The organism is Kitasatospora sp. RG8 (assembly GCF_017813315.1).
Lineage (GTDB): Bacteria > Actinomycetota > Actinomycetes > Streptomycetales > Streptomycetaceae > Kitasatospora.
Map to the genome: position 1 here is coordinate 84,106 of NZ_JAGIYX010000026.1, position 20,733 is coordinate 104,838.

The window sequence follows — 20,733 nt, forward strand, 5'->3', positions numbered from 1 at the left end:
CCGCAGGGCGCTGCGTCCATGGGGGTTGTTTCCCCTCGAACACAGCGCCCTGCGGCACGCCGAAACCGCCTGCTACTGCGCGGCCTTGAGCGCGATGTCGGTGCGGTGCTGACCGCCCTTGAGGCTGATCCGGCCCACCGCGTCGTACGCGCGGCCCCGCGCCTCGGCCAGGTCGGCGCCGGTGGCGGTGACCGAGAGGACGCGGCCGCCGGCGCTGAGCACCCGGCCGTCCTCGTCGGCCCGGGTGCCCGCGTGCAGCACGTAGGCGGTGCCGTCGGCGGCCTCGGCCTCGGCCAGGCCCTCGATCGGGTCGCCGGTGCGCGGCGCGGCCGGGTAGCCCTCGGAGGCGATCACCACGGTGACGGCGGCGCCGTCGTCCCAGCGCAGCGGCTCCAGCTGGTCGAGCGTGCCGGTGGCGCAGGCGTGCAGGACGCCGGCCAGCGGGGTGCGCAGCCGGGCCAGCACGACCTGGGTCTCCGGGTCGCCGAAGCGGGCGTTGAACTCGATCACCCGGGTGCCGCGCGAGGTCAGCGCCAGGCCCGCGTAGAGCAGGCCGGAGAACTCGGTGCCCCGGCGGCGCAGCTCGTCCACGGTCGGCTGCAGGACGGTCTCCAGGACCTCCTCGACCAGGCCCTCGGGCGCCCACGGCAGCGGCGAGTAGGCGCCCATGCCGCCGGTGTTCGGGCCCTCGTCGCCGTCCAGCGCGCGCTTGAAGTCCTGCGCGGGCTGGAGCGGGAGGACGGTGGTGCCGTCGGTGACGGCGAAGAGCGAGACCTCGGGGCCGTCGAGGTACTCCTCGATGACGACGCGCTCGCAGGAGGCGGCGTGGGCCAGCGCGGCCTCGCGGTCGGAGGTGACCACGACGCCCTTGCCGGCGGCCAGGCCGTCGTCCTTGACCACGTAGGGGGCGCCGAAGGCGTCCAGCGCCTCGGCGGCCTCGGCGGGGGTGGTGCAGACGTAGGAGCGGGCGGTGGGCACGCCGGCCCCAGCCATCACGTCCTTGGCGAAGGCCTTCGAGCCCTCCAGCTGGGCGGCCGGGCCGGACGGGCCGAAGACCGGGATGCCGGCCGCGCGCACGGCGTCGGAGACGCCCGCGACCAGCGGGGCCTCCGGGCCGACCACGACCAGGTCGGCGTCGAGCCGCCGGGCGAGCGCCGCGACCTGCGCGCCGTCCAGCTGGTCGACCGGGTGGACCGTCGCCACCTGCGCGATCCCGGCGTTGCCCGGGGCGCAGTGCAGCTCGGTGACGGCGGGATCTTGGGACAGAGAGCGGCACAGGGCGTGTTCGCGGGCGCCGCCGCCGATGACGAGGACCTTCACGGTTGGCAAGGGTAGTCGGTGGCCGGTTCCGGCTGTCCCCCGGTCCCGTCGGAACCTCCAACGGAAGCCGTCCGTACGCTGCCCGCCCAGGAGGAACCTCCAAGGCCGGGGCCTGCCCGTACGCCCCGGGTGGCCGGGTCAGGACAGCGGGTCACCGGGGCCTCGCTCGGACGGGTGAAATCTCGCCGCCCGCCGCAACCCGCTCACCTCGGGTTCCGGTGCCCGATTCCGGTAACGATCATTGGCGAAGCGCCCCCACGGTCAGCCATTTGGCGGTAAGAAGTGCTGTTGGACCACCACCGGCCGCCGGCCGGTGCGCCGTCCCCGGCGACCACACGCATCCGGGGGCGACGCGCGTCCGATGCGTCACCCGGCGTTCCGCGGCCAGCCAGGCCGACGGCACGTCAGGGAGTCGCGCCGTCAGACCCAGCAGTCCGCCCGCCACAGGGAGCCCCACAGGTGAGCCAGCCGGAAATGCAGCCCGAGGAGAGTGCCTGGGGCAAGGAGATCGGCGAGGAGGACCAGCCCGTCGCCGCGGTCGCGCGCCCGGCTTCCACCCGCCGCCGGGCCGATCTGAGCACCCGACAGTTCCCCCTGGGGGACTGGGGTGAGCCCGCCGAGCGGCTGGAGGAGCTCTACCGCTGGTCCGAGGAGCGGGCCGTGGAGGCGATCGACTGGTACCGCCGGGACCGGATCTGGAAGCGCCGCTGGGCCCGCCTGCTGCGGTTCGGCTCGGCCGGCTTCGCGGTCGGCGGCGTGACCGCCCCGCTGGTGGACCTGACCGGCACCGTCGCGAACGCCACCAGCTGGGGCTACGTCGGCCTGGCGCTCTCCGCCGCCTGCTACGGCGCGGACCGGATGTTCGGCCTGACCTCCGGCTGGATGCGCGACGTCTCCACCGCGCAGGCGCTCCAGCGCCGCCTGGAGGCCTTCCAGTTCGACTGGGCGTCGGAGTGCGTGCGCGAGGTGCTCGGCCCCACCGAGGGCACCGCCGGCGAGGCGGCCGAGCGCTGTCTCGGGGTGCTGCGGCGGTTCTGCGAGGACGTCTCGGACATGGTCCGCACCGAGACCTCGGAGTGGATGCTGGAGTTCCGTGCGGGCATGACCCAGCTGCCCACCCAGGTCGCCGGCAGCTGGGGCGGCCGGAGCGAGACCGGCGGGGGCGCCCAGGTGCGGGTCCTGCCGCCGCCGGGCACCCGGCCCACGATGCCGCGCCAGCGGCCGCCGGAGGGCCCGCTGCGCTGAGCCGGACGGGCCCGCGCAGCGGCCGCTCTCAGGCGAAGACGATCATCGAGCCCTGGGTGAGGCTCCGGGTGGCCGCCGCGTACAGGCCCGCCCAGGCGTGCCGCTCGCGGGCGAAGGGGTGCAGGTCGTCCAGCGGGGGGCCGAAGGGCTGCTCCAGGCCGGTGGGACCGAGCGGCCGGGTCGGGTCCGGCGGGTTGAGCGGGTCGATGCCCAGCGCCGGTGCGACGGCCTGCAGTTCGCGCAGCAGCCCGTGGCTGGAGCCCAGCGGGCCGCCCGCGGCGAGCAGCGCGTCGTCCACCAGCGGCACCGCGAACTCGATCGGCACGTACGCCCCAGCGTGGTCGAAGTGCCAGACCAGGTGCGACTGTTCCGCGCTGCTCTCGAACATCTCCAGCAGCTGCTCGTAGTCGCCGCCGAGGGCGTCCACCGGCGTGATGTCCAGGCCGGTCAGCCCCAGCAGGTAGGCGCGGCGCAGGAAGTGCAGCGAGTCGTAGTCGAAGGCGGCTATCGGCTCCACCGCCCCGCTGATGCCCGGCACGTACTGGTAGACCGGCACCTCGGGCAGCCCGTGCGTGGTCAACACGGCGTTGTAGAGCGCCAGATCGTCCCGGAACGGGTTGTCGGGGCTGTGGCTCAGGACGTCCACGAGCGGGACGAGCCAGAGGTCGCAGGCCATGGGCCGGCTCTTCCTCTCGGGGCGGCGGGGGCCGTTCGCTGGGCGAACGACGGGCGGACGGGTCGGCTCCCGGACCGTCGGTACAGGTACCGCGCCCGGGACGACGACCGCCCACCCTACCGGCCCGGCGCGCGGTGCGGGCCGGGGCGGCCCTCGGGCAGTTGGCCGGACGACGGGTCGGGCAGCCGGCGGCCGAAGCGCCCGTACGGCACCGAGCGCGGCTGCGGCACCAGTCCCAGGCCCAGCCCCAGCTCACGGCCGAGCTCCCGGCCCAGCTCGCGTTCCCGGCCGTGGCCGCGGCCGGCCGCTCCCGCCTGGGCCGTAGCCGCCTGGGACGCCTCCCCGGGGCCGCTTCCGGCGCCGCTCCCGGGGTGCTCCCCGGGGCCCTCCTCCTGGCCCGCCCCGGAACCCGCCCCAGGACCCGTCGGGTCGGTCCACGCCCCCGCCGCGGGCCCCGCCTCCTCCGCCGGGCCGAGCGCGTCCGTCAGCAGGGGCAGGACGCCCACCGACTCCACCGGCTGCCCGACCAGCCGGGCCAGCAGCCGCACGGTGAACAGGTTGTACTCGCAGACGATCCGGTGCGCACCCGCCCGGTCCCCGGCCTCGACCGCGTCGACCAGTTCGACGTGCCGGTCCCAGCAGACCCCGGCCAGCTTCGGCATCGCCCGCAGGTAGGGCGCGGCGAACATCCAGGACTGCACCCTCAGCCAGTCCAGGTAGTCGCCGATCCGCCGGTTGCCGAACAGCCCGGCCGCCTCCTGCCAGAACCGGCGGTCGCAGCCCACCATCACGTCCAGGTTCCCGGCCCGGGCCGCCCGGACCGCCGCGTCCGCCCGGCGGCGCAGCGAGGGCAGCCGGCCGCCGGTGTCCGGCACTCCGGGGAGGGCGCCGAGCCGGCGGAAGTAACTGTCGGTGAGCAGCACCCGGGACTCGAAGATCTCCAGGAAGTCGTCCCAGCCGAATTCGGGCACCGTGAAGCCGCGATGGTGCTCGGCCCGGAGCAGTCCCTGCGCGCCGAGGTCGACCAGCGCCTCGCGGGCCGGGGTCGCCGAGACCCCGTACAGGTCGGCGATCTCCTTGACGGTGAAGTTGCGCCCCGCCGCGAGCCGGCCGGCCATCATCTCCTCGCGCAGCGCACCGGCGATCTGCTCGCGGAGGCTGTTGCGTTGGATCACCGGGCGGGTGTCGCCCGAGCCGGTGCCGAACATGCGCGCGACCTCCTCGGGCGGGCTGGAAGGCCTGCCCCGGGACAGGCCTGTAGACGAACGACTGGAACACGACGAAGGCTCATCTTCTCAAAGATGCCGCCGCCGTGCGGCCGGGCGCCCCACTGCGGTGCCGTCGGCCCCGGCGCGGACCACCGGCGGGCGTCCCTGCGGGCGTCCCGGGCGACCCCCACTGACCCTCCGGACCCCCGCAGACCCCCGGGCGGGGTCTCCCGGGCTCAGCGCTGGACGGGAGCCGGAATGCCCAGCAGCCGGTCCCGGTGCACCGGGAAGTCGGCGCGGGCCTTGGCCACCTCGGCCGGGTCGAACTCCACCGTCAGCACCTCCTCGCCGTGGCCCGCCTCGGCCAGCACCCGGCCCCACGGGTCCACCACGATGCTGTGCCCGGCCTGCTCGACCCCGCCGTGCGTCCCGGCCGTGTTGCAGGCCAGGACGAAGGCCTGCTCCTCGACCGCGCGGGCCCGGCTGAGCAGCGTCCAGTGCTCGCGCCGCCGCTCCGGCCAGGCCGCCGGGATCACCAGCAGCTGCGCGCCCGCGTCCAGCAGCGCCCGGAAGAGCTCCGGGAACCGCAGGTCGTAGCAGGTGGCCAGGCCCAGCGTGCCGAAGTCGGTGGGGGCGGTGACGATCTCCTGCCCGGCGCCCATCACCACCGCCTCACCGCTGTCGAAGCCGAAGCGGTGCACCTTGCGGTACGTGTGCACCAGTTCGCCGTCGGGGGCGAAGAGCAGCGAGGTGTTGTAGATCGGCCCGTCCGGGTCGCGCTCGACGATCGACCCGGCGTGCAGCCAGACCCCGGCGGCCTCGGCGGCGGCGGCCATCGCGTCGGAGGTGGGCCCGTCCAGGGCCTCGGCGCCGTCCGACCAGAGGTCGTACGCGAAGCCGCCCAGGGGCCAGAGCTCCGGCAGGACGACCAGGTCGGCGCCCTGCTGGGCCCGGACCAGGGCGGCCGCCCGGGCCCGCCGCTCGGCGGGCGGCTCCGAGTCGGAGACCGCGAGTTGGATCAATGAAGCGCGCACAGTACCACCGTCCACGGCAAGAGTCCTACGATCGTCACCCGAAAGCACTGCCCTGCTCTCACCCGGCAGCGTAACGTGCGGTTAGTGTGTGCGCCCGGAAGCCGGACGAACCCGGCGGACCCCAGACCAGGGCGCGCGCGGCAAGGCAGCTGACGGAGGGCCGGAGATTCCCGTGACGGACAACCAGACCGTGCAGGCTTACACCGAGGCGTGGACGCAGTCCATCGAATCGATATCGGAGCTGGTGACCCCCCTCCCGGAGGGCTCCTGGAACCGGGCCACCGAGTGCCCCGGCTGGTCGGTACGGGACCTCGTCTCGCACGTCATCGCCATCGAGTCCGAGCTGCTCGGCGACCCGCGCCCGATCCACTCGCTCCCCCGCGACCTGCGGCACGTCACGAGCGAGTTCGCCCGCTACATCGAGCTGCCGGTCGACAAGCGCCGCTGCCACACCGCGCTGGAGATGACCAGCGAGCTGGAGTACACGATCATCCGCCGCTCGCGCGCGCTGCGGAACGCCAAGCAGACCCCGACCGAGCCGGTCCGCTGGCCGGCCGGGCCGCACAGCCGCGACCTGCCGTACCACGAGGTGCTGCGCCGCCGGGTGTTCGACGTCTGGGTGCACGAGCAGGACCTCCGGCGGGCCCTCGACGCGCCCGGCAACCTGGACTCCCCCGCCGCCCTCGTCTCCCGGGACGTCCTGCTGGAGCTGCTGCCCAAGGCCGTCGCCCACCAGGCCGGTGCCCCGGCCGGGACGGCGCTGGTGCTCGACGTCACCGGCCCGGTGGAGTTCCTGCGCACCGTCCGGGTCGACGCCGGCGGCCGCGGCACGGTCGACGAGTCGATCAGCCTGGCGCCCGACGTCCAGCTCACCATGGACTGGGAGACGTACGTCCGGCTCGCCTGCGGCCGCGGCCGCCCCGGCCCGGTCACCGTCGAGGGCGACGAGGAGCTGGCCTCCCGCCTCCTGGCCAACTTCGCCGTCACGCTGTAGCCCCGCGGATTCACCCACCCGGCGTACACACACCACTGCGCGCCGGGTGGCCCGCTTCGCGCTCCCGTACGTCAGCTTGGCACCAGCACCTCACCCGTTCGACCTCGTTGTTCCGGGCAGTTGAGCCATCACCCGGAAGAAGGAGGGGCGTCCGGATGGACGACGAACAGGAACGGCACGAAGAGATGGTGCTGGTGCGGTCGAGCTTCCCGGTCACGGGACAGCCGGTCCGCGTCGTGATGATCCACGGGGTGCCGTGGTTCGTCACGGCGGACGTGTGCCGGGTGCTGGGCCGGATCAACCCGAGCCGGGTCCGTGACGTGGTCGGCCGTGACCACACACGGCTCGTCAACTCACGGTCGATTAACCTTCCTCCGAGGAAGGTTAATCACGTTTCCGCAGGTCAAAAACCCTACGAGCGCGGCAACCCCATGCTCAACGTGCTCGACGAAGCGGGTCTGTACAAGCTGATCATGCGGTCGGACAAGCCCAACGCCGGCCCCTTCCAGGAGTGGGTCACCCGCGAGCTCCTCCCCTCCGTCCGCCGTGGGGACACCGACGTCCCCACCCAGCAGCGGCGGATGGCGCAGACCCTGGCCGAGGCGGTCGGGCAGCGGGTCGAGGTCGTGGCGGAGATCGGTCACGAGGACGGGCCCGGGGTGTCCGTCCACTCCGACGGGACGGTGCACTGCCGGCACGGGGAGATGCTCTTCCACGTGCCGACCCGCGAGGAGGACAGCGGGCCGCCGTTCGGCGCGTACTTCTCCTGCCCGGCCGTGGAACGGGTCGGGATCCGCGGCAGCCGGGTGCTCCCGGGCTGTCCGAAGCTCAAGCTGGTCGACCTGGTCCGGCTGCGGCAGGCGGCACACCCCGGACCCGGGCCTGAACCCGAACCCGCGCCCGAACCCGGGCCCGACCGCAGCCCCGTGTACGTGGAGCTGCACGGCGCCCGGATCTACGGGACTCCCCCGCAGATCGCCGAGCTGATGCGCGAGTACGGGCGCTGATCCGACCGCAGAGCGCCGTACGCCTCGCCTGGAGCGAGGCCTACGGCGTTTCCGCAGGCCGGAGGCCCGACAACTGGCCCACGCCTGTGCCCACGCCCGTGCCTACGCCTCCGTCGCCGCGACCTTCTTCCGCAGCCGCAGGATCATCGCCGTCCCCACCGCCAGCGGCACGTACTGCCAGCAGAACGCCCAGCGGTACGCCTCCGCCGAGTAGCCGCCGCCGTTGCCGGGGCTCAGGGCGTCGAGGAGGACGCCGATGCCGAAGAGCGTGATCATCGTGCCGATGAAGCCGCCCATGTTGACGACGCCGGAGGCGGTGCCGAGCCGCTCGACGGGGTTGCGGGCGCGGGCGTAGTCCAGGCCGACCAGGGAGGCCGGGCCGTTGCTGCCCATCACCAGGATGATCCCGGCCAGCAGCCAGAGCGGCGGGTGCCCGCCCGGCCAGGCCAGGACGAGCGCCCAGCCGGCCGCCGTGGTGGCGATGACGGTGAGCACGATCGGCATCCGGGCCCTGGCGGTCCGGGAGAGCACCCGGCCGAAGACGAAGCCGAAGGTCATGTTGGCGAGCACCAGCAGGGTCAGCAGCCCGCCGGCCTCGCCGCGTGACATGCCCTGGGCCTCCACCAGGTAGGGCAGGCCCCAGAGCAGGCCGAAGGCGTTGCCGGGGAACTGGGTGGTGAAGTGCACCCAGAGCCCGAGCCGGGTGCCGGGCTCGCGCCAGACCTCCCGGACCTGCCGGCCCACCGGGACCCTGGGGGCGGCCGCGAGCGGGGCGACGGCCGGGCCCGCCGGGGCCTCCCGGAGGAAGAGCGCGACCAGCGCGAAGACGGCGGTGCCGAGCAGCGCGGTCCCGGTGAACGTCCGCGTCCACCCCTCGCTGTGCAGCGCCCGGGCGAGGACGACGGTGGTGACCAGGTTGCCGCCCATCCCGGCGAGGCCGGTCAGCTGGGCGACGAACGGGTTCTTCGCGGCCGGGAACCAGCGCGCGGCGATCCGCAGCACGCTGATGAACGTCATCGCGTCGCCGCAGCCCAGTACCGCCCGGGAGGCCAGCGCGGGGGTGAAGGAGGAGGAGAAGGCGAAGGCCAGCTGGCCGGCGCTGAGCAGCAGGATGCCGAGCAGCAGCACCCGGCGCGGGCCGAAGCGGTCGACCAGCAGGCCGACCGGTATCTGCATGGCCGCGTAGACCAGCACCTGGAGGATGGAGAAGGTGGAGAGCGCGGAGGCACCGATGCCGAAGCGGTCGGCGGCGTCCAGCCCGGCCACACCGAGGCTGGTGCGGTGGATGACGGCGAGGACGTAGACGCTGACGCCGATCGACCACGCCAGCCAGGCGGCGCGCCCGCCGGGCGGCGGCGGGACGGTGGTGGCCGGGGGTGCGGGCTCGGCGGTGGAACGGGGAGCGGGGACGGACAGGGGGCGGGCTGAACTGGCGGGCTCCACGGGCATAGTGCACCCAGATTAGTCATCCCATCATTGGACGCCCAGACCGGGGGGCCGGGAGGTCGGACACGAACCACCTCAGCCGGTCACCGTCCAGGAGACCGACCTGGTCATGTACCGGTCGCGGAAGGCCTCGTCCCGGACCCAGTCGGTGGTGTCCCGGACGGTGGCCGTCACGGTGGCGCTCCGCCCGGGGGCGAGGTCCAGCCGGGCGGTGTCGAGCCAGCTGCGGTCCGGTGCCTGCGGATCCACCGGGACCCCGTCCACCTTCCAGTCGACCTGGAGCTGCCGGGCACCGGCCAGCGGCAGCGGGCGGACCTCCAGGCGGGGGCGGCCGGTGACCTCGCCGGGGGCCGGCGCGGGCGTGTCGGTCGGCCTGATCCGGCGGTAGACCTCCTCGATGATGGCCTCCCGCGAGGGCAGGTTGTACGTGCCGCCGAGGGTGCGCATCACCGAGTCCGGGGTGGGGCGGTAGATCCCGTTGGCGCTCCGGTACGCCCCGACCGTCCCGGCGCCGTCCGGGGACTCCGCACCCAGCCAGCGCCACCACTTGGTCTGCTTGCGGCGCATCTCGTCGGCGTTGTCGGTGGAGAGGTTGGGGTAGTCGGCGTCGTCCGGCGCGCTGTCGTACTCGTCGCCGAGGTCGCCCACGGTGTGCCCTATCTCGTGCTGGATGATCCGCCCCGCGTCCGGGCTGCCGCCGGCCAGGGTGGTCACCCCGGTGCCGCCGGCGCCGCCGTACTCGCCGGAGTTGGCCAGCGCGATCAGGTACTGCGGGCCGTCCCCGTCCCCGGCGTAGCGGGCGGTGGCGCTCTCGTCCGCGCAGAGCAGCCGGGCGGTGCCCTCGCACCAGAAGTGCATGCCCAGCGGGGTGCCGGGGTTGCGGCCGCGGTTCTCGGTCTCGGCGATGCCGGAGACCGGGGAGACCACCTCGACCCTCCTTATGTTGAAGAAGCCCTGGTAGGTGCGGAACGGCTCGATCTCCATCAGCGCCCGCCAGGCCCGGTCGGCCTGCTGGCGGAACACGTCCTGTTCGTCGGCGGTGTAGCCGTCGCCGAGCAGCACCAGGGTGATCCGGTTGGCCGGGTCACCGGTCCGCCTTATGTCGACGGTCGGGGCGGTGCCGGCCGCGCGCAGGTCGGCGTGCCGCACGGCGTGCGGCGGCACCGCCCGGTCGGCCGGGGCACCGGGCCCGATCACGCCGAACGGTGAGGGGCCGGCCAGCTCAAGGGCGGCCGGTAGTACGGCGGTGGACACCAGCACGAGCGCGGCCAGACTCCGGACGAGACGGCCAGGGTTGCCAGGCGGCATACGGGTGCGTCCTCGGGGATCCGGTCACCCGGCGTCGCCCGGGTGGTGGACGCGAAGACGTACCCGACCGGGCGTGTCCCTCCTCCGGTCCGGCGAAAAAGTCACCGACCTGGCCGAACGATCCGGATCACACCGGTCATACCTATGAGTCCGACCAGGTGGATGATCCTCACTGACCGTGACCTCTGCGGCCCCGCCCGGCACCCGCCCGCCCGGGTGGTCCCGCCCCTGCTCCGTGGTCCAGCCGCTTGCCTCCCCGGCCCGCGCTTCCCCGGCCGCCGGCGGCCGGGCCGGCCCGGACTCAGCCGGCTCGGACTCAGCCGGCCCGGACTCAGCCGCGCCGCACGTCGAGGACCAGGTGGGTGGCCAGGCCGAACAGCAGGCCCCAGAACGCCGAGCCGATGCCGAACAGGCTCATCCCGGAGGCGGTGGCCAGGAAGGTCACCACCGCCGCGTCCCGGCCGCGCTCCTCCGCGACCGCCGCGGCCAGGCTGCCCTGCAACGAGGCCAGCAGCGCGACCCCGGCGATCACCGCGATCAGCTCCTTCGGCAACCCGGTGAACAGGCTCACCAGCACCCCGCCGAAGCTCCCCACCAACAGGTAGAGCACGCCCGCCGACATCCCCGCGACATAACGACGGCGCGGGTCCGGATGGCTCTCGGGACCGGCGCAGATGGCGGCGGTGATCGCCGCCAGGTTGACGCCCGGCGAGCCGAACGGCGCCAGCAGGACGGAGAGCCCGCCGGTCGCCCCGATCAGCAGCCGGTCGTCCGGCCGGTAGCCGAAGGCCCGCATCACCCCGAGGCCGGGGGCGTTCTGCGAGGCCAGGGCGACGATCGTGAGCGGCAGTGCCAGACCCACCATCGCCGGCCAGGAGAAGGCCGGCACGGTCAGCACCGGCCGGGTGGGTCCGCCCCCGCCCAGGTGCAGCGGCAGCCCGACGGTGACCGCCGCCAGCACCCCGCCGGCCAGCAGCGCGGCCGGGACGGCGTACCGCGGCGCCAGCCGCTTGGCCAGCAGGAAGGCCGCGAAGCTGCCCAGCACCAGGGCGGGCGCACCCTTCACCGCGCCGAAGATCCCGGCGCCGAAGGAGAACAGGATGCCGGCCAGCATCGCGTTGACGATCCCTGCCGGGACGGCCGCGATCAGCCGCCCGAACAGCCCGGTCACGCCGAACAGCGCCACCACCGCCCCGCTCACCAGGAAGGCGCCGACCGCCTCCCGGTACGGGTACGCGCCGAGGCTGGTCACCAGCAGCGCGGCGCCCGGGGTGGACCAGGCGGTGATCACCGGCGTCCTGGTCCACCAGCTGAGCAGCAGGCAGGTCAGCCCGCTGCCGACGGCCACCGCCCAGATCCAGGACGCGGTCTGCGCCTGGTCCAGCCGACCCGCGGAGGCCGCCGCGAGCACGACCACCAAGGGCCCGGAGAACGACACCACGATGCACACCAGCCCGGCCAGCAACGCCGGGACGGAGGCGTCCCGGCGCAGCGATCGGGGCTCCCCGGGGTGGTCGGTGCGACTGTCCGCCGAACGGGTAATCAGCTCCTCTGCCATCCCGGAAGTATCGCGGAGAGACCCCCACGACGGGCCGCTCGAAGATTCCGAAAAAACCTTTGAACTCACCTGCAACCCCCAGTGGGGATGCACGTCTGTACGGATGAAGGGCACGGAGAGCGAGACCGGCGGAGCCGGGGGGCGCTACCGCTCGACAGAAGCGGGCAGCCGGTCACCTTCAACACACCATCAGCACCATGACCCTGGGGAGACACGTCATGCGCAAGTCCGTTATCACCGCATCTGCGAAGAACATCCGCTCGTTCTCCGGCCGACGCCGCCTCGCCACCATCGCCGCCACCGCCGTCCTCGCGGGCGGCGTCCAGCTGATGACCGCCGACTCCTCCTGGGCTTGCGGGGGCGACACCCGCCTCGGCGGCCCGCTCCCCGCCTCGGTCGGCGAGCACGTCGCACCGGACGCCGCCTTCACCTCCGCCAAGGCCACCGCCACCACGGACGGCAGCTGGAACGAGATCACCGTCAAGGTCACCAACAGGACCGGCCGGCGGGCCGACGGCGCGGAGGCACAGCTCGGCTTCGCCTTCCTCGGCAACGGGATGCCGCGCGCCCAGGACCTCCGCGTCGAGATGAAGGACTACACCGGCACCTGGAAGCGTCTCGAACTCCAGAAGGGCTGCTACCAGGGCTTCGACATCAACAGCACCCAGCGCCAGCGCATCGTGGACGGACAGTCGATGACCTACACCTTCCGCTACGCCCTGGCCCCCAGCACCCCGAGCGACGTGACCGAGATCCAGCTGGTGACCGACGCCTGGTCCGCGGGCTCCGAGCACTACGGCGCGACCGACCTCCGCACGGTCAAGATCAGCCACCCCGCCGCCCCGAAGCCCACCACCACCCCGAAGCCCACCACCGCGAAGCCGACCGCGACGGCCAAGCCCACCGCCAAGCCGGCCGCCGACGAGACCCCGGCAGCCCCGGCGCCGAAGGCCACTCCCACCGCCACGAAGTCCACGCCGGCCACCACCGCGCCGGCCGGCACCCCCGAGCTCGCCCAGACCGGCTCCAGCTCCGCCAACGGCTTCCTCGCCGCCTCCGCCGCCGCCTTCGTCGCCCTCGGCGCCGGCGTCCTGATCGCCGTGCGCCGGATGCGTCCCCAGCGCTGACCGCGACGCACGGAAACCCGAAGGGGCCCTCCTCCGCACGGCGGTGCGGAGAAGGGCCCCTTCAACGTGTCCGGGTCGTCAGCCCCAGGTGATCAGACGCTTGGGCCGCTCCAGCAGCGCGGCCACGTCGGCCAGCACCTTGGAGCCCAGCTCCCCGTCCACCAGACGGTGGTCGAAGGAGAGCGCCAGCGTGGTGACCTGACGCGGGACCACCTTGCCCTTGTGCACCCACGGCAGCTCCCGGACCGCGCCGAAGGCGAGGATCGCGGCCTCGCCCGGGTTGAGGATCGGGGTACCGGTGTCGACGCCGAAGACGCCGACGTTGGTGATGGTGACGGTGCCGCCCTGCATGTCGCCCGGGGAGGTCTTGCCCTGGCGGGCGGTGTCGATCAGCTCGCCGAGCGCGGAGGCCAGCCCCGAGAGGGTCTTGCCGCCCGCGTCCTTGATGTTCGGGACGATCAGGCCGCGCGGGGTGGCCGCGGCGATGCCGAGGTTCACCTGGCCGCGGATGACGATCTCCTGGGCCGCCTCGTCCCACTGCGCGTTGATCTCGGGGTGCCGCTTGATGGCGGTGAGCAGCGCCTTGGCGACCAGCAGCAGCGGGCTGACCCGGACGTCCCGGCCCAGCTCGCCGGTCTCCTTGAGCCGCCGGACGAACTTCATCGTGCGGGTGACGTCGACCTGGACGAACTCGGTGACGTGCGGGGCGGTGAAGGCCGAGGCCACCATCGCCTGCGCGGTCGCCTTGCGGACTCCCTTGATCGGCACCCGGACGTCGCCCGAGACCACGGACGGCACGGCCGCCGCAACGGCGACGGGCGCCTCGGCCGGCTCCGCCACGGGGGCGGCGGGGGCCACCGCGGCGGCGGCCGCGGCAGCGGCGTGCGCGTGCACGTCCTCGCGGGTGACCACGCCGTCCGGGCCGGTCGGGGTGACGGCGCGCAGGTCGACGCCGAGGTCCTTGGCCAGCTTGCGCACCGGCGGCTTGGCCAGCGGCCGCTCGCCGGACGGCTGCTCGGGGACGACCGGCACGACCGGGGCGGGCGCGGGGGCCGGCGCGGCCGGGGCCGCGGGGGCGACGGGCGCGGTGGCGACCACGGTGGTGGTCGTCCGGCGGGCCCGGCGCTGGGTGCCGCCGGTCCGCGGTCCGTAGCCGACCAGCACGGCGCGGCGCTCCGGCTCGGCCGGCTCGGCCTTCGCGGGGACGGGAGCCGGGACGGACGCCGGCGCTGCGGCGACCGGGGCGGCCGCCGCGGCGGGCGCCTCCCCCGCGACCGCGACCGAGATGATCACGGTGCCGACGTCGACCGTCGCGCCCTCCGGGAAGAACAGCTGCTCGACGACCCCGTTGAACGGGATCGGCAGCTCCACGGCGGCCTTGGCGGTCTCCACCTCACAGACGACCTGGCCGTCCGTCACGGTGTCGCCGGGCTTGACGTACCAGCTGAGGATCTCGGCCTCGGTGAGGCCCTCGCCCACGTCGGGCATCTTGAACTCGCGGAGCGAGCGAACTTCGGTGGTCATCTTCGCTCCCCGGTTCAGTACGCGAGCGCGCGGTCGACGGCGTCGAGCACGCGGTCCAGGTCGGGCAGGAAGGCTTCCTCGACCCGGGACGGCGGGTACGGCGCGTGGTAGCCGCCGACCCGCAGGACCGGCGCCTCCAGGTGGTAGAAGCACCGCTCGGTGAGCCGGGCGGCCAGCTCGGCGCCCATGCCCATGAAGACCGACGCCTCGTGCACCACGATGCCGCGGCCGGTCCGCTTGACCGACTCCTCCAGGGTGGCGAAGTCCACCGGGGAGAGCGAACGCAGGTCGACGACCTCCAGCCGGCGGCCGTCCTCCTCGGCGGCCTTGGCGGCCTCCAGGCAGACCTTGACCATCGGCCCGTAGGCCATCAGCGTGGCGTCCGCGCCGGGGTGGACGATCCGGGCGTCGTGCATGCCCAGGTCCGGGGCGGCGCCGACCTCGCCCTTGTCCCAGTAGCGGCGCTTGGGCTCCAGGAAGATCACCGGGTCGTCCGACTCGATGGACTGGCGGAGCATCCAGTGAGCGTCGTGGGCGTTGGAGGGGGTGACCACCCGCAGGCCGGCGGTGTGCGCGAAGTACGCCTCGTGCGACTCGCTGTGGTGCTCCACCGCGCCGATGCCGCCGCCGTACGGGATGCGGACGGTGATCGGCAGCTTCACGTGGCCGAGCGCACGGGCGTGCATCTTGGCCAGCTGGGTGACGATCTGGTCGAAGGCCGGGTAGACGAAGCCGTCGAACTGGATCTCGACCACCGGGCGGTAGCCGCGCAGCGCGAGGCCGATCGCGGTGCCCATGATGCCGGACTCGGCGAGCGGGGTGTCGATCACCCGGCTGTCCCCGAAGTCCTTCTGCAGGCCGTCGGTGATCCGGAAGACGCCGCCGAGCTTGCCGATGTCCTCACCCATCAGCAGGGTCTTCGGATCGTTCTCCAGCGACTTGCGCAGGGCGTCGTTGAGCGCCTTGGCGATGCTGAGCTGACCGGCCATCAGAGGTTCTCCCCCGCCTCGAAGGAGGCCGCGTACTCGACGTACTCGGCCCGTTCCTCATCGACCAGCGCGTGCGGCTCCGCGTAGACGTGGTCGAAGATCAGGGTCGGGTCCGGGTCCGGCATGCTGCGCACGCCCTCGCGCACCCGCAGACCCAGCTGCTCGCTCTCGGCGTCGACCGCGGCGAAGAACTCCTCGTCGGCCAGGCCCTCCTTCTCCAGGTGGGCCTTGAGCCGGGCGATCGGGTCCTTGGCCTTCCAGGCCTCGGTCTCCGCCGCCTGCCGGTAGCGGGTGGGGTCGTCGGAGGTGGTGTGCGCGCCCATCCGGTAGGTGAACGCCTCGATCAGCACCGGGCCGTTGCCGCTGCGGGCGTGGTCGAGGGCCCAGCGGGTGACGGCCAGGCAGGCCAGTACGTCGTTGCCGTCGACCCGGACGCCCGGGAAGCCGAAGCCGGAGGCGCGGCGGTACAGCGGGATCTTGGTCTGGTTGGTGGTGGGCTCGGAGATCGCCCACTGGTTGTTCTGGCAGAAGAAGACCACCGGGGCGTTGTAGACCGAGGCGAAGGTGAAGGCCTCGTTGACGTCGCCCTGGCTGGAGGCGCCGTCGCCGAAGTAGGCGATCACCGCGTCGTCCGCGCCGTCCTTGGTGATGCCCATCGCGTAGCCGGTGGCGTGCAGCGTCTGCGAACCGATCACGATGGTGTAGAGGTGGAAGTTCTTCTCGTTCGGGTCCCAGCCGCCGTGGTTCACGCCGCGGAACATGCCGAGCAGGTTCAGCGGGTCGACGTCGCGGCACCAGGCCACGCCGTGCTCGCGGTAGGTGGGGAAGGCGTAGTCGCCGGTGCGCATGGCCCGGCCGGAGCCGACCTGGGCGGCCTCCTGGCCGAGCAGCGAGGCCCAGAGGCCCAGCTCGCCCTGGCGCTGCAGCGAGGTCGCCTCGGCGTCGAACCGGCGCACCAGCACCAGGTCGCGGTAGAGGGCAAGCAGCTCGTCCGGAGTGGTGGTGAGCGGGTAGTCCGGGTGCTCGATCCGCTCGCCTTCCGGGGTGAGCAGCTGTACGAGCTCCGGCTGGGCGTCCGTACCCGTGGCGCGGAGGGTGTCAGGGACGCCGGGGGCCGCCTTCTTGCGAGCCCTCGCCGTGCTTTTGACGGTCACGTTCACTCCTCGGTCTGTCCGGCCGCCCGGGGTCGCCGGTGACCGGTCCGGTCACCGCCTCGCGGGGCGCGCGTGGGTGTGCGCACCGACTGCGAGGCAGGTGGTGATCCTTTTCCGACGGCGTCCCTCACGAGAACGTTACCCAGCGGCGGCTTCAATCGCGCTTGCGCTAGGACGTCCTAGTTGTTGAGCTCTGACAACTGCGGGTGTGGCGCAGCTCTCAAAATCGGTCGCCTTCAGGACACCTGCGCACGTTATCCGGGTGGAGGCCCGTACGTAAGGGGGTTACCGGCATCGGTTTCCGCCGCGGTGGCCGGATAACGACCCCGGGGAGGGGCGGGCGATAGGTCTTTCGTAGGGTGATATGGGAGGCTTTGTGCGTGACTGATAACGGACAAATCAGGGTATTCCTGCTCGACGATCACGAGGTGGTCCGGCGGGGCGTCCACGATCTCCTCTCGGTCGAGGACGACATCGAGGTGGTCGGCGAGGCCGGCACCGCCGCCGAGGCGATCACGAGGATCCCCGCCGTCCACCCCGACGTCGCGGTGCTCGACGTCCGGCTCCCGGACGGCAACGGCGTCGAGGTCTGCCGGGAGATCCGCTCCCGGCTGCCGGAGATCAAGTGCCTCATGCTGACCTCGTTCTCGGACGACGAGGCGCTGTTCGACTCGATCATGGCGGGCGCCTCCGGGTACGTCCTGAAGGCGATCCGCGGCACCGACCTGATCACCGCGGTCCGGGACGTCGCGGCCGGCAAGTCGCTGCTCGACCCGGTCGCCACCAGCCGGGTACTGGCCCGGCTGCGCAACGGCGGCGAGAAGGAGGACGAGCGGCTGGCCCAGCTCACCAAGCAGGAACGGCGCATCCTCGACCTGATCGGCGAGGGGATGACCAACCGCCAGATCGGCAACGAACTGCACCTGGCCGAGAAGACGGTGAAGAACTACGTCTCCAGCCTGCTCGCCAAGATGGGCATGGAGCGGCGCACCCAGGCCGCCGCCTTCGTCGCCCGGCGCCAGGCCGACCAGCACTACTGACCGGCCGTCCGCAGCCGGTCTCCCCTGTCGCATACAGACAACTGACGGTTTGTCAAGGACCCCCGCCAGGGGGCCCTAACCTCGGGCTGTGACTTTCAGCCAGACCCTCGCCTGCGCCCCGGCCCGCCCCGACCTCTCCGCTCCCCCGATAGGGACCCTCAGCCCGCCCGTCCCGCACGCGGCCCTGGCCGAAGTCCTGCGCCGTTACCGGGTCGGACGTCTGCTGACCGCCGAGCCGGTCGCCGAGGGCCTGCTGAACCGGGGCTACCGCGTGACCACCGAGGCCGGGGCGTACTTCCTGAAGTGCTACGTCGACGCCGCCACCGCCGACCGCCGCTCGATCGCCGAGCACCACCGCGCGATGGCCGCGCTGCACGCCCTCGGACTGCCGGTCGCGCCCCCGCTGGGCTGTGCCGAACGGGCCGGCACGGTGGCCGCGTTCGGCGGCCGGCTGTTCGCGCTCTTCCCCTGGGTGGATGGCCGACACCGGCACGGTACCGACCTCTCCCTGTCGCAGTGCGACGCGCTCGGCGCGCTGCTCGGCCGCCTGCACGGCGCGCTCGACGACGTCTGCGCCCCGGTCGCACAACCCGCCGGCTACCGCACCGCCGACCCGCTGGACAGCGCCGCACTCGCCCGCGACCTCCGGCGGCGCGCCCGCGAGCACCGCCCGCACGGCGAACTGGACGGGCTGGTCGAGCGACGCCTCACCGAGCGGCTGGACCTGCTCGCCGAGTACGCCCACCGTCGTCCGGCCCCGCAGGCCGCCCCGCCCACCGGCTGGACGCACGGCGACTTCCACGGGCTCAACCTGCTGCACCTGGACGAGCGGGTCTCGGCGGTCCTGGACTGGGACAAGCTGGGGCCGCAGCCGCGCGCCGAGGAGGCCGTCCGCGCCGCCACCCTGGTCTTCAACGACCGGACGACGGGGGCGCTCGACCTCGTCCGGGTCCGGCACTACTCGCAGGCCTACCGGGCCACCGGGGCCGCCACGGCGGAGCACCTGGCGGCCGCCGTGCACCGGGTCTGGTGGGAACGGCTCAACGACTTCTGGATGCTCCAGTGGCGCTACCAGCGGGCGGACCACCGGGCCGACCCGCTCTACCCCGCCTCGGCGGGCCAGTTGGCGTGGTGGTGCCAGGAGTACGAGCAGGTCCTGGACGCCTTCGCCAACTGACCCGGACGCCTCCGCCGACCGACCCGGCAGCCCGGGCCGACGACCGGCCGGGCGGCCGACGGGTCCGGGCCGACGACCGGCCCGGACCCGTATCCGTACCCGCTGCGGGCCGTCAGCCGGCCCGCGTGGTCAGTTCCCGCCGCCGATCGGAGGGGTCGCCCCACCCGTGGGGATCCCCGGCTTCGTCGGCGGCGCCTGGGTTCCGGTCGCCCCGCCCCCGCCCCCGGTGCCGGTCGTCGGGGTGCTGCTCGCCCCGCCGCCGCTCGTCGGGGTGCTGCTCGCACCGCCGGTGGGCGTGCCGGTCGCCGACATGGTGGACGTCGGCGTCCTGGTGCCGGTGGCCGGCATGGTCGGGGTCGTCGTGTGCTTGCCGGTGGGCTGGCTGGCCGGCGGGCTCTGGTTGTTGCCGTTGTCCGTCGGCTGCTGCGGCCGCCGGCTGCTGCTCTGCGCGGTCGGCGCCGTGGTCGAGGTCGAACCGGTGGTGGGCGTGATGGCCTCCGGCGAGGTGACCACCGAGACCGGCGCGCTGGGCGTCGGGGTCGGGTTGTGACCGCCTCCGCCTCCGTCGCCGCTGAGCGCGAGCGCGATCCCGACGCCCGACGCGACCAGCACCGCCGCGGCACCGGCCAGCCAGGCCCACGGTCCGCGCCGCCGGCCGTGGCCGTCACCGTCGCCGCCGTCGCCCGGGCCCTCGCCGCCACCGCCGTACGGCCCGCCGGCGCCCGGGTAGGGCGAGGCCGGCGTGTGCGGGCCGCCGGGCGGCTGGTACGGCAGCATCGTGGTCTGGTCGCCCGGTACGGCGGACCCGGCCCCGAGGACGGCCGTCTCGTCCGTGCCGATGACCGGGGTGGCACCGCTGTGGCCCTGGCCGGCCGCCGCCAGCCCGGCCGCCGCGGCACCGGCCGCCCAGGCCCCGCTGGCGCCGTGCATCTCGCGCAGCGCGTGCTGGAGGTGGGCGCGGAACTCGTCGGCGTCCTGGAAGCGGTCGTCCGGGTTCTTCGCCAGCGAGCGCAGCACCAGCGGGTCGAGCCCGGCCGGCACCCGCGGGTTGGCCTGCGACGGCGGCACCGGCATGTCCTGCACGTGCTGGTAGACCACCGAGAGCGGGGTGTCGCCGGTGAACGGCGGGCGCAGCGTCAGCAGCTCGTAGAGCATGCAGCCGGCCGCGTACAGGTCGGAGCGGTGGTCGACCGGCTTGCCGAGCGCCTGCTCGGGCGAGAGGTACTGCGGGGTGCCCATGACCATGCCGGTCTGGGTCATGGTGCTGGCGGTGCCGGTCAGCGCGCGGGCGATGCCGAAGTCCATCACCTTGACCGCGCCGGTGGTGGTGATGATGACGTTGGCCGGCTTGATGTCGCGGTGCACGATGCCGTGCCGGTGGCTGTAGGCGAGCGCCTCCAGCACCCCGGCGATGATGATCAGCGCCTGGTCGACGGGCGGCGCCTCCTCGTCCACCAGCAGCTCGCGGACGGTCCGGCCCTCGACCAGCTCCATCACGATGTACGGCGTGGACTCGTCCCCGACGTACTCCTCGCCGGTGTCGTAGACCGCGACGATCGAGTGGTGGTTGAGCGCCGCGACGGCGTGCGCCTCGCGCGTGAAGCGCAGCCGGGCGATGTCGTCCTGGGCGAGTTCGCCGCGGAGCAGCTTGACGGCGACGGTCCGGCCCAGCCGGATGTCCTGGGCCGCGAACACCTCGGCCATGCCGCCGCGGCCGAGCCGGTGGGTCAGCCGGTAGCGGCCGTCGCCGACCGTGCCGAGCGGTGCCGCGGTGCCGCGACCGGGCGTCTGCGGGCCGCCGACGTACGGCGGGAGTGCAGTGGTGGCGGCGCCGTCGCTACCGGCACCGGGCGCGTACGGGGCCTCGCCGGCCGGACCGGACGCCCGGGCACCCTCGTCGTCCGGTTGCTGCGTCTGTGCCATCGC

17 protein-coding genes are annotated in these 20,733 nt (G+C 73.7%); 6 read left to right on the forward strand and 11 right to left on the reverse strand.

The features are described 5' to 3' along the window. Positions 1 to 72: 72 nt before the first annotated feature. Positions 73 to 1,320 (reverse strand): phosphoribosylamine--glycine ligase, encoded by a 1,248-nt coding sequence (gene purD / locus J5Y04_RS30635; protein ID WP_209415647.1) that lies wholly within the window; start codon positions 1,318 to 1,320, stop codon positions 73 to 75. Between the two features lie 459 nt (positions 1,321 to 1,779). On the opposite strand from purD, the gene J5Y04_RS30640 reads away from it, so the two are divergent. Then, positions 1,780 to 2,565, forward strand: coding sequence for an SLATT domain-containing protein (locus tag J5Y04_RS30640; protein ID WP_307853382.1), 786 nt, complete (start codon positions 1,780 to 1,782; stop codon positions 2,563 to 2,565). 28 nt (positions 2,566 to 2,593) lie between these two features. On the opposite strand, the gene J5Y04_RS30645 is transcribed toward J5Y04_RS30640, so the two are convergent. From J5Y04_RS30645 to J5Y04_RS30655, 3 genes are all read right to left on the reverse strand, one after another. Next, positions 2,594 to 3,241 carry a hypothetical protein gene (locus J5Y04_RS30645; protein ID WP_209415648.1) on the reverse strand — a complete coding sequence of 216 codons (648 nt, stop codon included), beginning with the start codon at positions 3,239 to 3,241 and terminating at the stop codon, positions 2,594 to 2,596. A 116-nt stretch (positions 3,242 to 3,357) separates the two neighbouring features. Further along, complete coding sequence (locus tag J5Y04_RS43710) at positions 3,358 to 4,449, reverse strand: GntR family transcriptional regulator (protein WP_209415649.1); 1,092 nt, start codon at positions 4,447 to 4,449, stop codon at positions 3,358 to 3,360. 236 nt (positions 4,450 to 4,685) lie between these two features. Then, complete coding sequence (locus J5Y04_RS30655; protein ID WP_209415650.1) at positions 4,686 to 5,483, reverse strand: carbon-nitrogen family hydrolase; 798 nt, start codon at positions 5,481 to 5,483, stop codon at positions 4,686 to 4,688. A gap of 172 nt (positions 5,484 to 5,655) precedes the next feature. Between J5Y04_RS30655 and J5Y04_RS30660 the strand changes: the two genes are divergently transcribed. Continuing rightward, on the forward strand, positions 5,656 to 6,477 hold the full coding sequence (locus J5Y04_RS30660) for a maleylpyruvate isomerase family mycothiol-dependent enzyme (RefSeq protein WP_209415651.1): 822 nt from the start codon (positions 5,656 to 5,658) through the stop codon (positions 6,475 to 6,477). Between the two features lie 155 nt (positions 6,478 to 6,632). Further along, positions 6,633 to 7,484, forward strand: coding sequence for a Bro-N domain-containing protein (locus J5Y04_RS30665; protein WP_209415652.1), 852 nt, complete (start codon positions 6,633 to 6,635; stop codon positions 7,482 to 7,484). 102 nt (positions 7,485 to 7,586) lie between these two features. Here the strand turns inward: J5Y04_RS30665 and J5Y04_RS30670 are convergent, their stop codons facing one another. The 3 genes from J5Y04_RS30670 to J5Y04_RS30680 form a co-directional block, all read right to left on the reverse strand. Then, on the reverse strand, positions 7,587 to 8,933 hold the full coding sequence (locus tag J5Y04_RS30670; RefSeq protein ID WP_209415653.1) for an MFS transporter: 1,347 nt from the start codon (positions 8,931 to 8,933) through the stop codon (positions 7,587 to 7,589). 72 nt (positions 8,934 to 9,005) lie between these two features. After that, entirely contained in the window at positions 9,006 to 10,238 is a 1,233-nt protein-coding gene (locus J5Y04_RS30675; RefSeq protein WP_209415654.1) for a M64 family metallopeptidase, read from the reverse strand. Positions 10,239 to 10,569: 331 nt separating this feature from the next. Further along, positions 10,570 to 11,796, reverse strand: coding sequence for a benzoate/H(+) symporter BenE family transporter (locus J5Y04_RS30680; protein ID WP_209415655.1), 1,227 nt, complete (start codon positions 11,794 to 11,796; stop codon positions 10,570 to 10,572). A 218-nt stretch (positions 11,797 to 12,014) separates the two neighbouring features. Between J5Y04_RS30680 and J5Y04_RS30685 the strand changes: the two genes are divergently transcribed. Next, on the forward strand, positions 12,015 to 12,923 hold the full coding sequence (locus J5Y04_RS30685; protein WP_209415656.1) for an LAETG motif-containing sortase-dependent surface protein: 909 nt from the start codon (positions 12,015 to 12,017) through the stop codon (positions 12,921 to 12,923). A 78-nt stretch (positions 12,924 to 13,001) separates the two neighbouring features. Here the strand turns inward: J5Y04_RS30685 and J5Y04_RS30690 are convergent, their stop codons facing one another. The 3 genes from J5Y04_RS30690 to pdhA are packed head-to-tail and all read right to left on the reverse strand — an operon-like array spanning position 13,002 to position 16,590. Continuing rightward, on the reverse strand, positions 13,002 to 14,447 hold the full coding sequence (locus J5Y04_RS30690) for a dihydrolipoamide acetyltransferase family protein (RefSeq protein WP_209415657.1): 1,446 nt from the start codon (positions 14,445 to 14,447) through the stop codon (positions 13,002 to 13,004). A 14-nt stretch (positions 14,448 to 14,461) separates the two neighbouring features. Further along, complete coding sequence (locus J5Y04_RS30695) at positions 14,462 to 15,436, reverse strand: alpha-ketoacid dehydrogenase subunit beta (RefSeq protein ID WP_374106145.1); 975 nt, start codon at positions 15,434 to 15,436, stop codon at positions 14,462 to 14,464. After that, a complete protein-coding gene (gene pdhA / locus J5Y04_RS30700) occupies positions 15,436 to 16,590 on the reverse strand; it encodes a pyruvate dehydrogenase (acetyl-transferring) E1 component subunit alpha (RefSeq protein ID WP_374106146.1) in 1,155 nt (384 codons plus the stop codon). The genes J5Y04_RS30695 and pdhA overlap by 1 nt, the downstream gene beginning before the upstream one ends. A 380-nt stretch (positions 16,591 to 16,970) precedes the next feature. Here pdhA and J5Y04_RS30705 point away from each other — a divergent pair, with 380 nt between their 5' ends. Both J5Y04_RS30705 and J5Y04_RS30710 read left to right on the forward strand, forming a co-directional pair. Further along, a complete protein-coding gene (locus J5Y04_RS30705) occupies positions 16,971 to 17,630 on the forward strand; it encodes a response regulator transcription factor (protein WP_209415659.1) in 660 nt (219 codons plus the stop codon). A gap of 88 nt (positions 17,631 to 17,718) precedes the next feature. Further along, on the forward strand, positions 17,719 to 18,807 hold the full coding sequence (locus tag J5Y04_RS30710) for a phosphotransferase enzyme family protein (protein WP_209415660.1): 1,089 nt from the start codon (positions 17,719 to 17,721) through the stop codon (positions 18,805 to 18,807). A 129-nt stretch (positions 18,808 to 18,936) separates the two neighbouring features. Here J5Y04_RS30710 and J5Y04_RS30715 read toward each other — a convergent pair whose 3' ends face one another. Next, entirely contained in the window at positions 18,937 to 20,730 is a 1,794-nt protein-coding gene (locus J5Y04_RS30715) for a protein kinase (RefSeq protein ID WP_209415661.1), read from the reverse strand. Between the last annotated feature and the right edge of the window lie 3 nt (positions 20,731 to 20,733).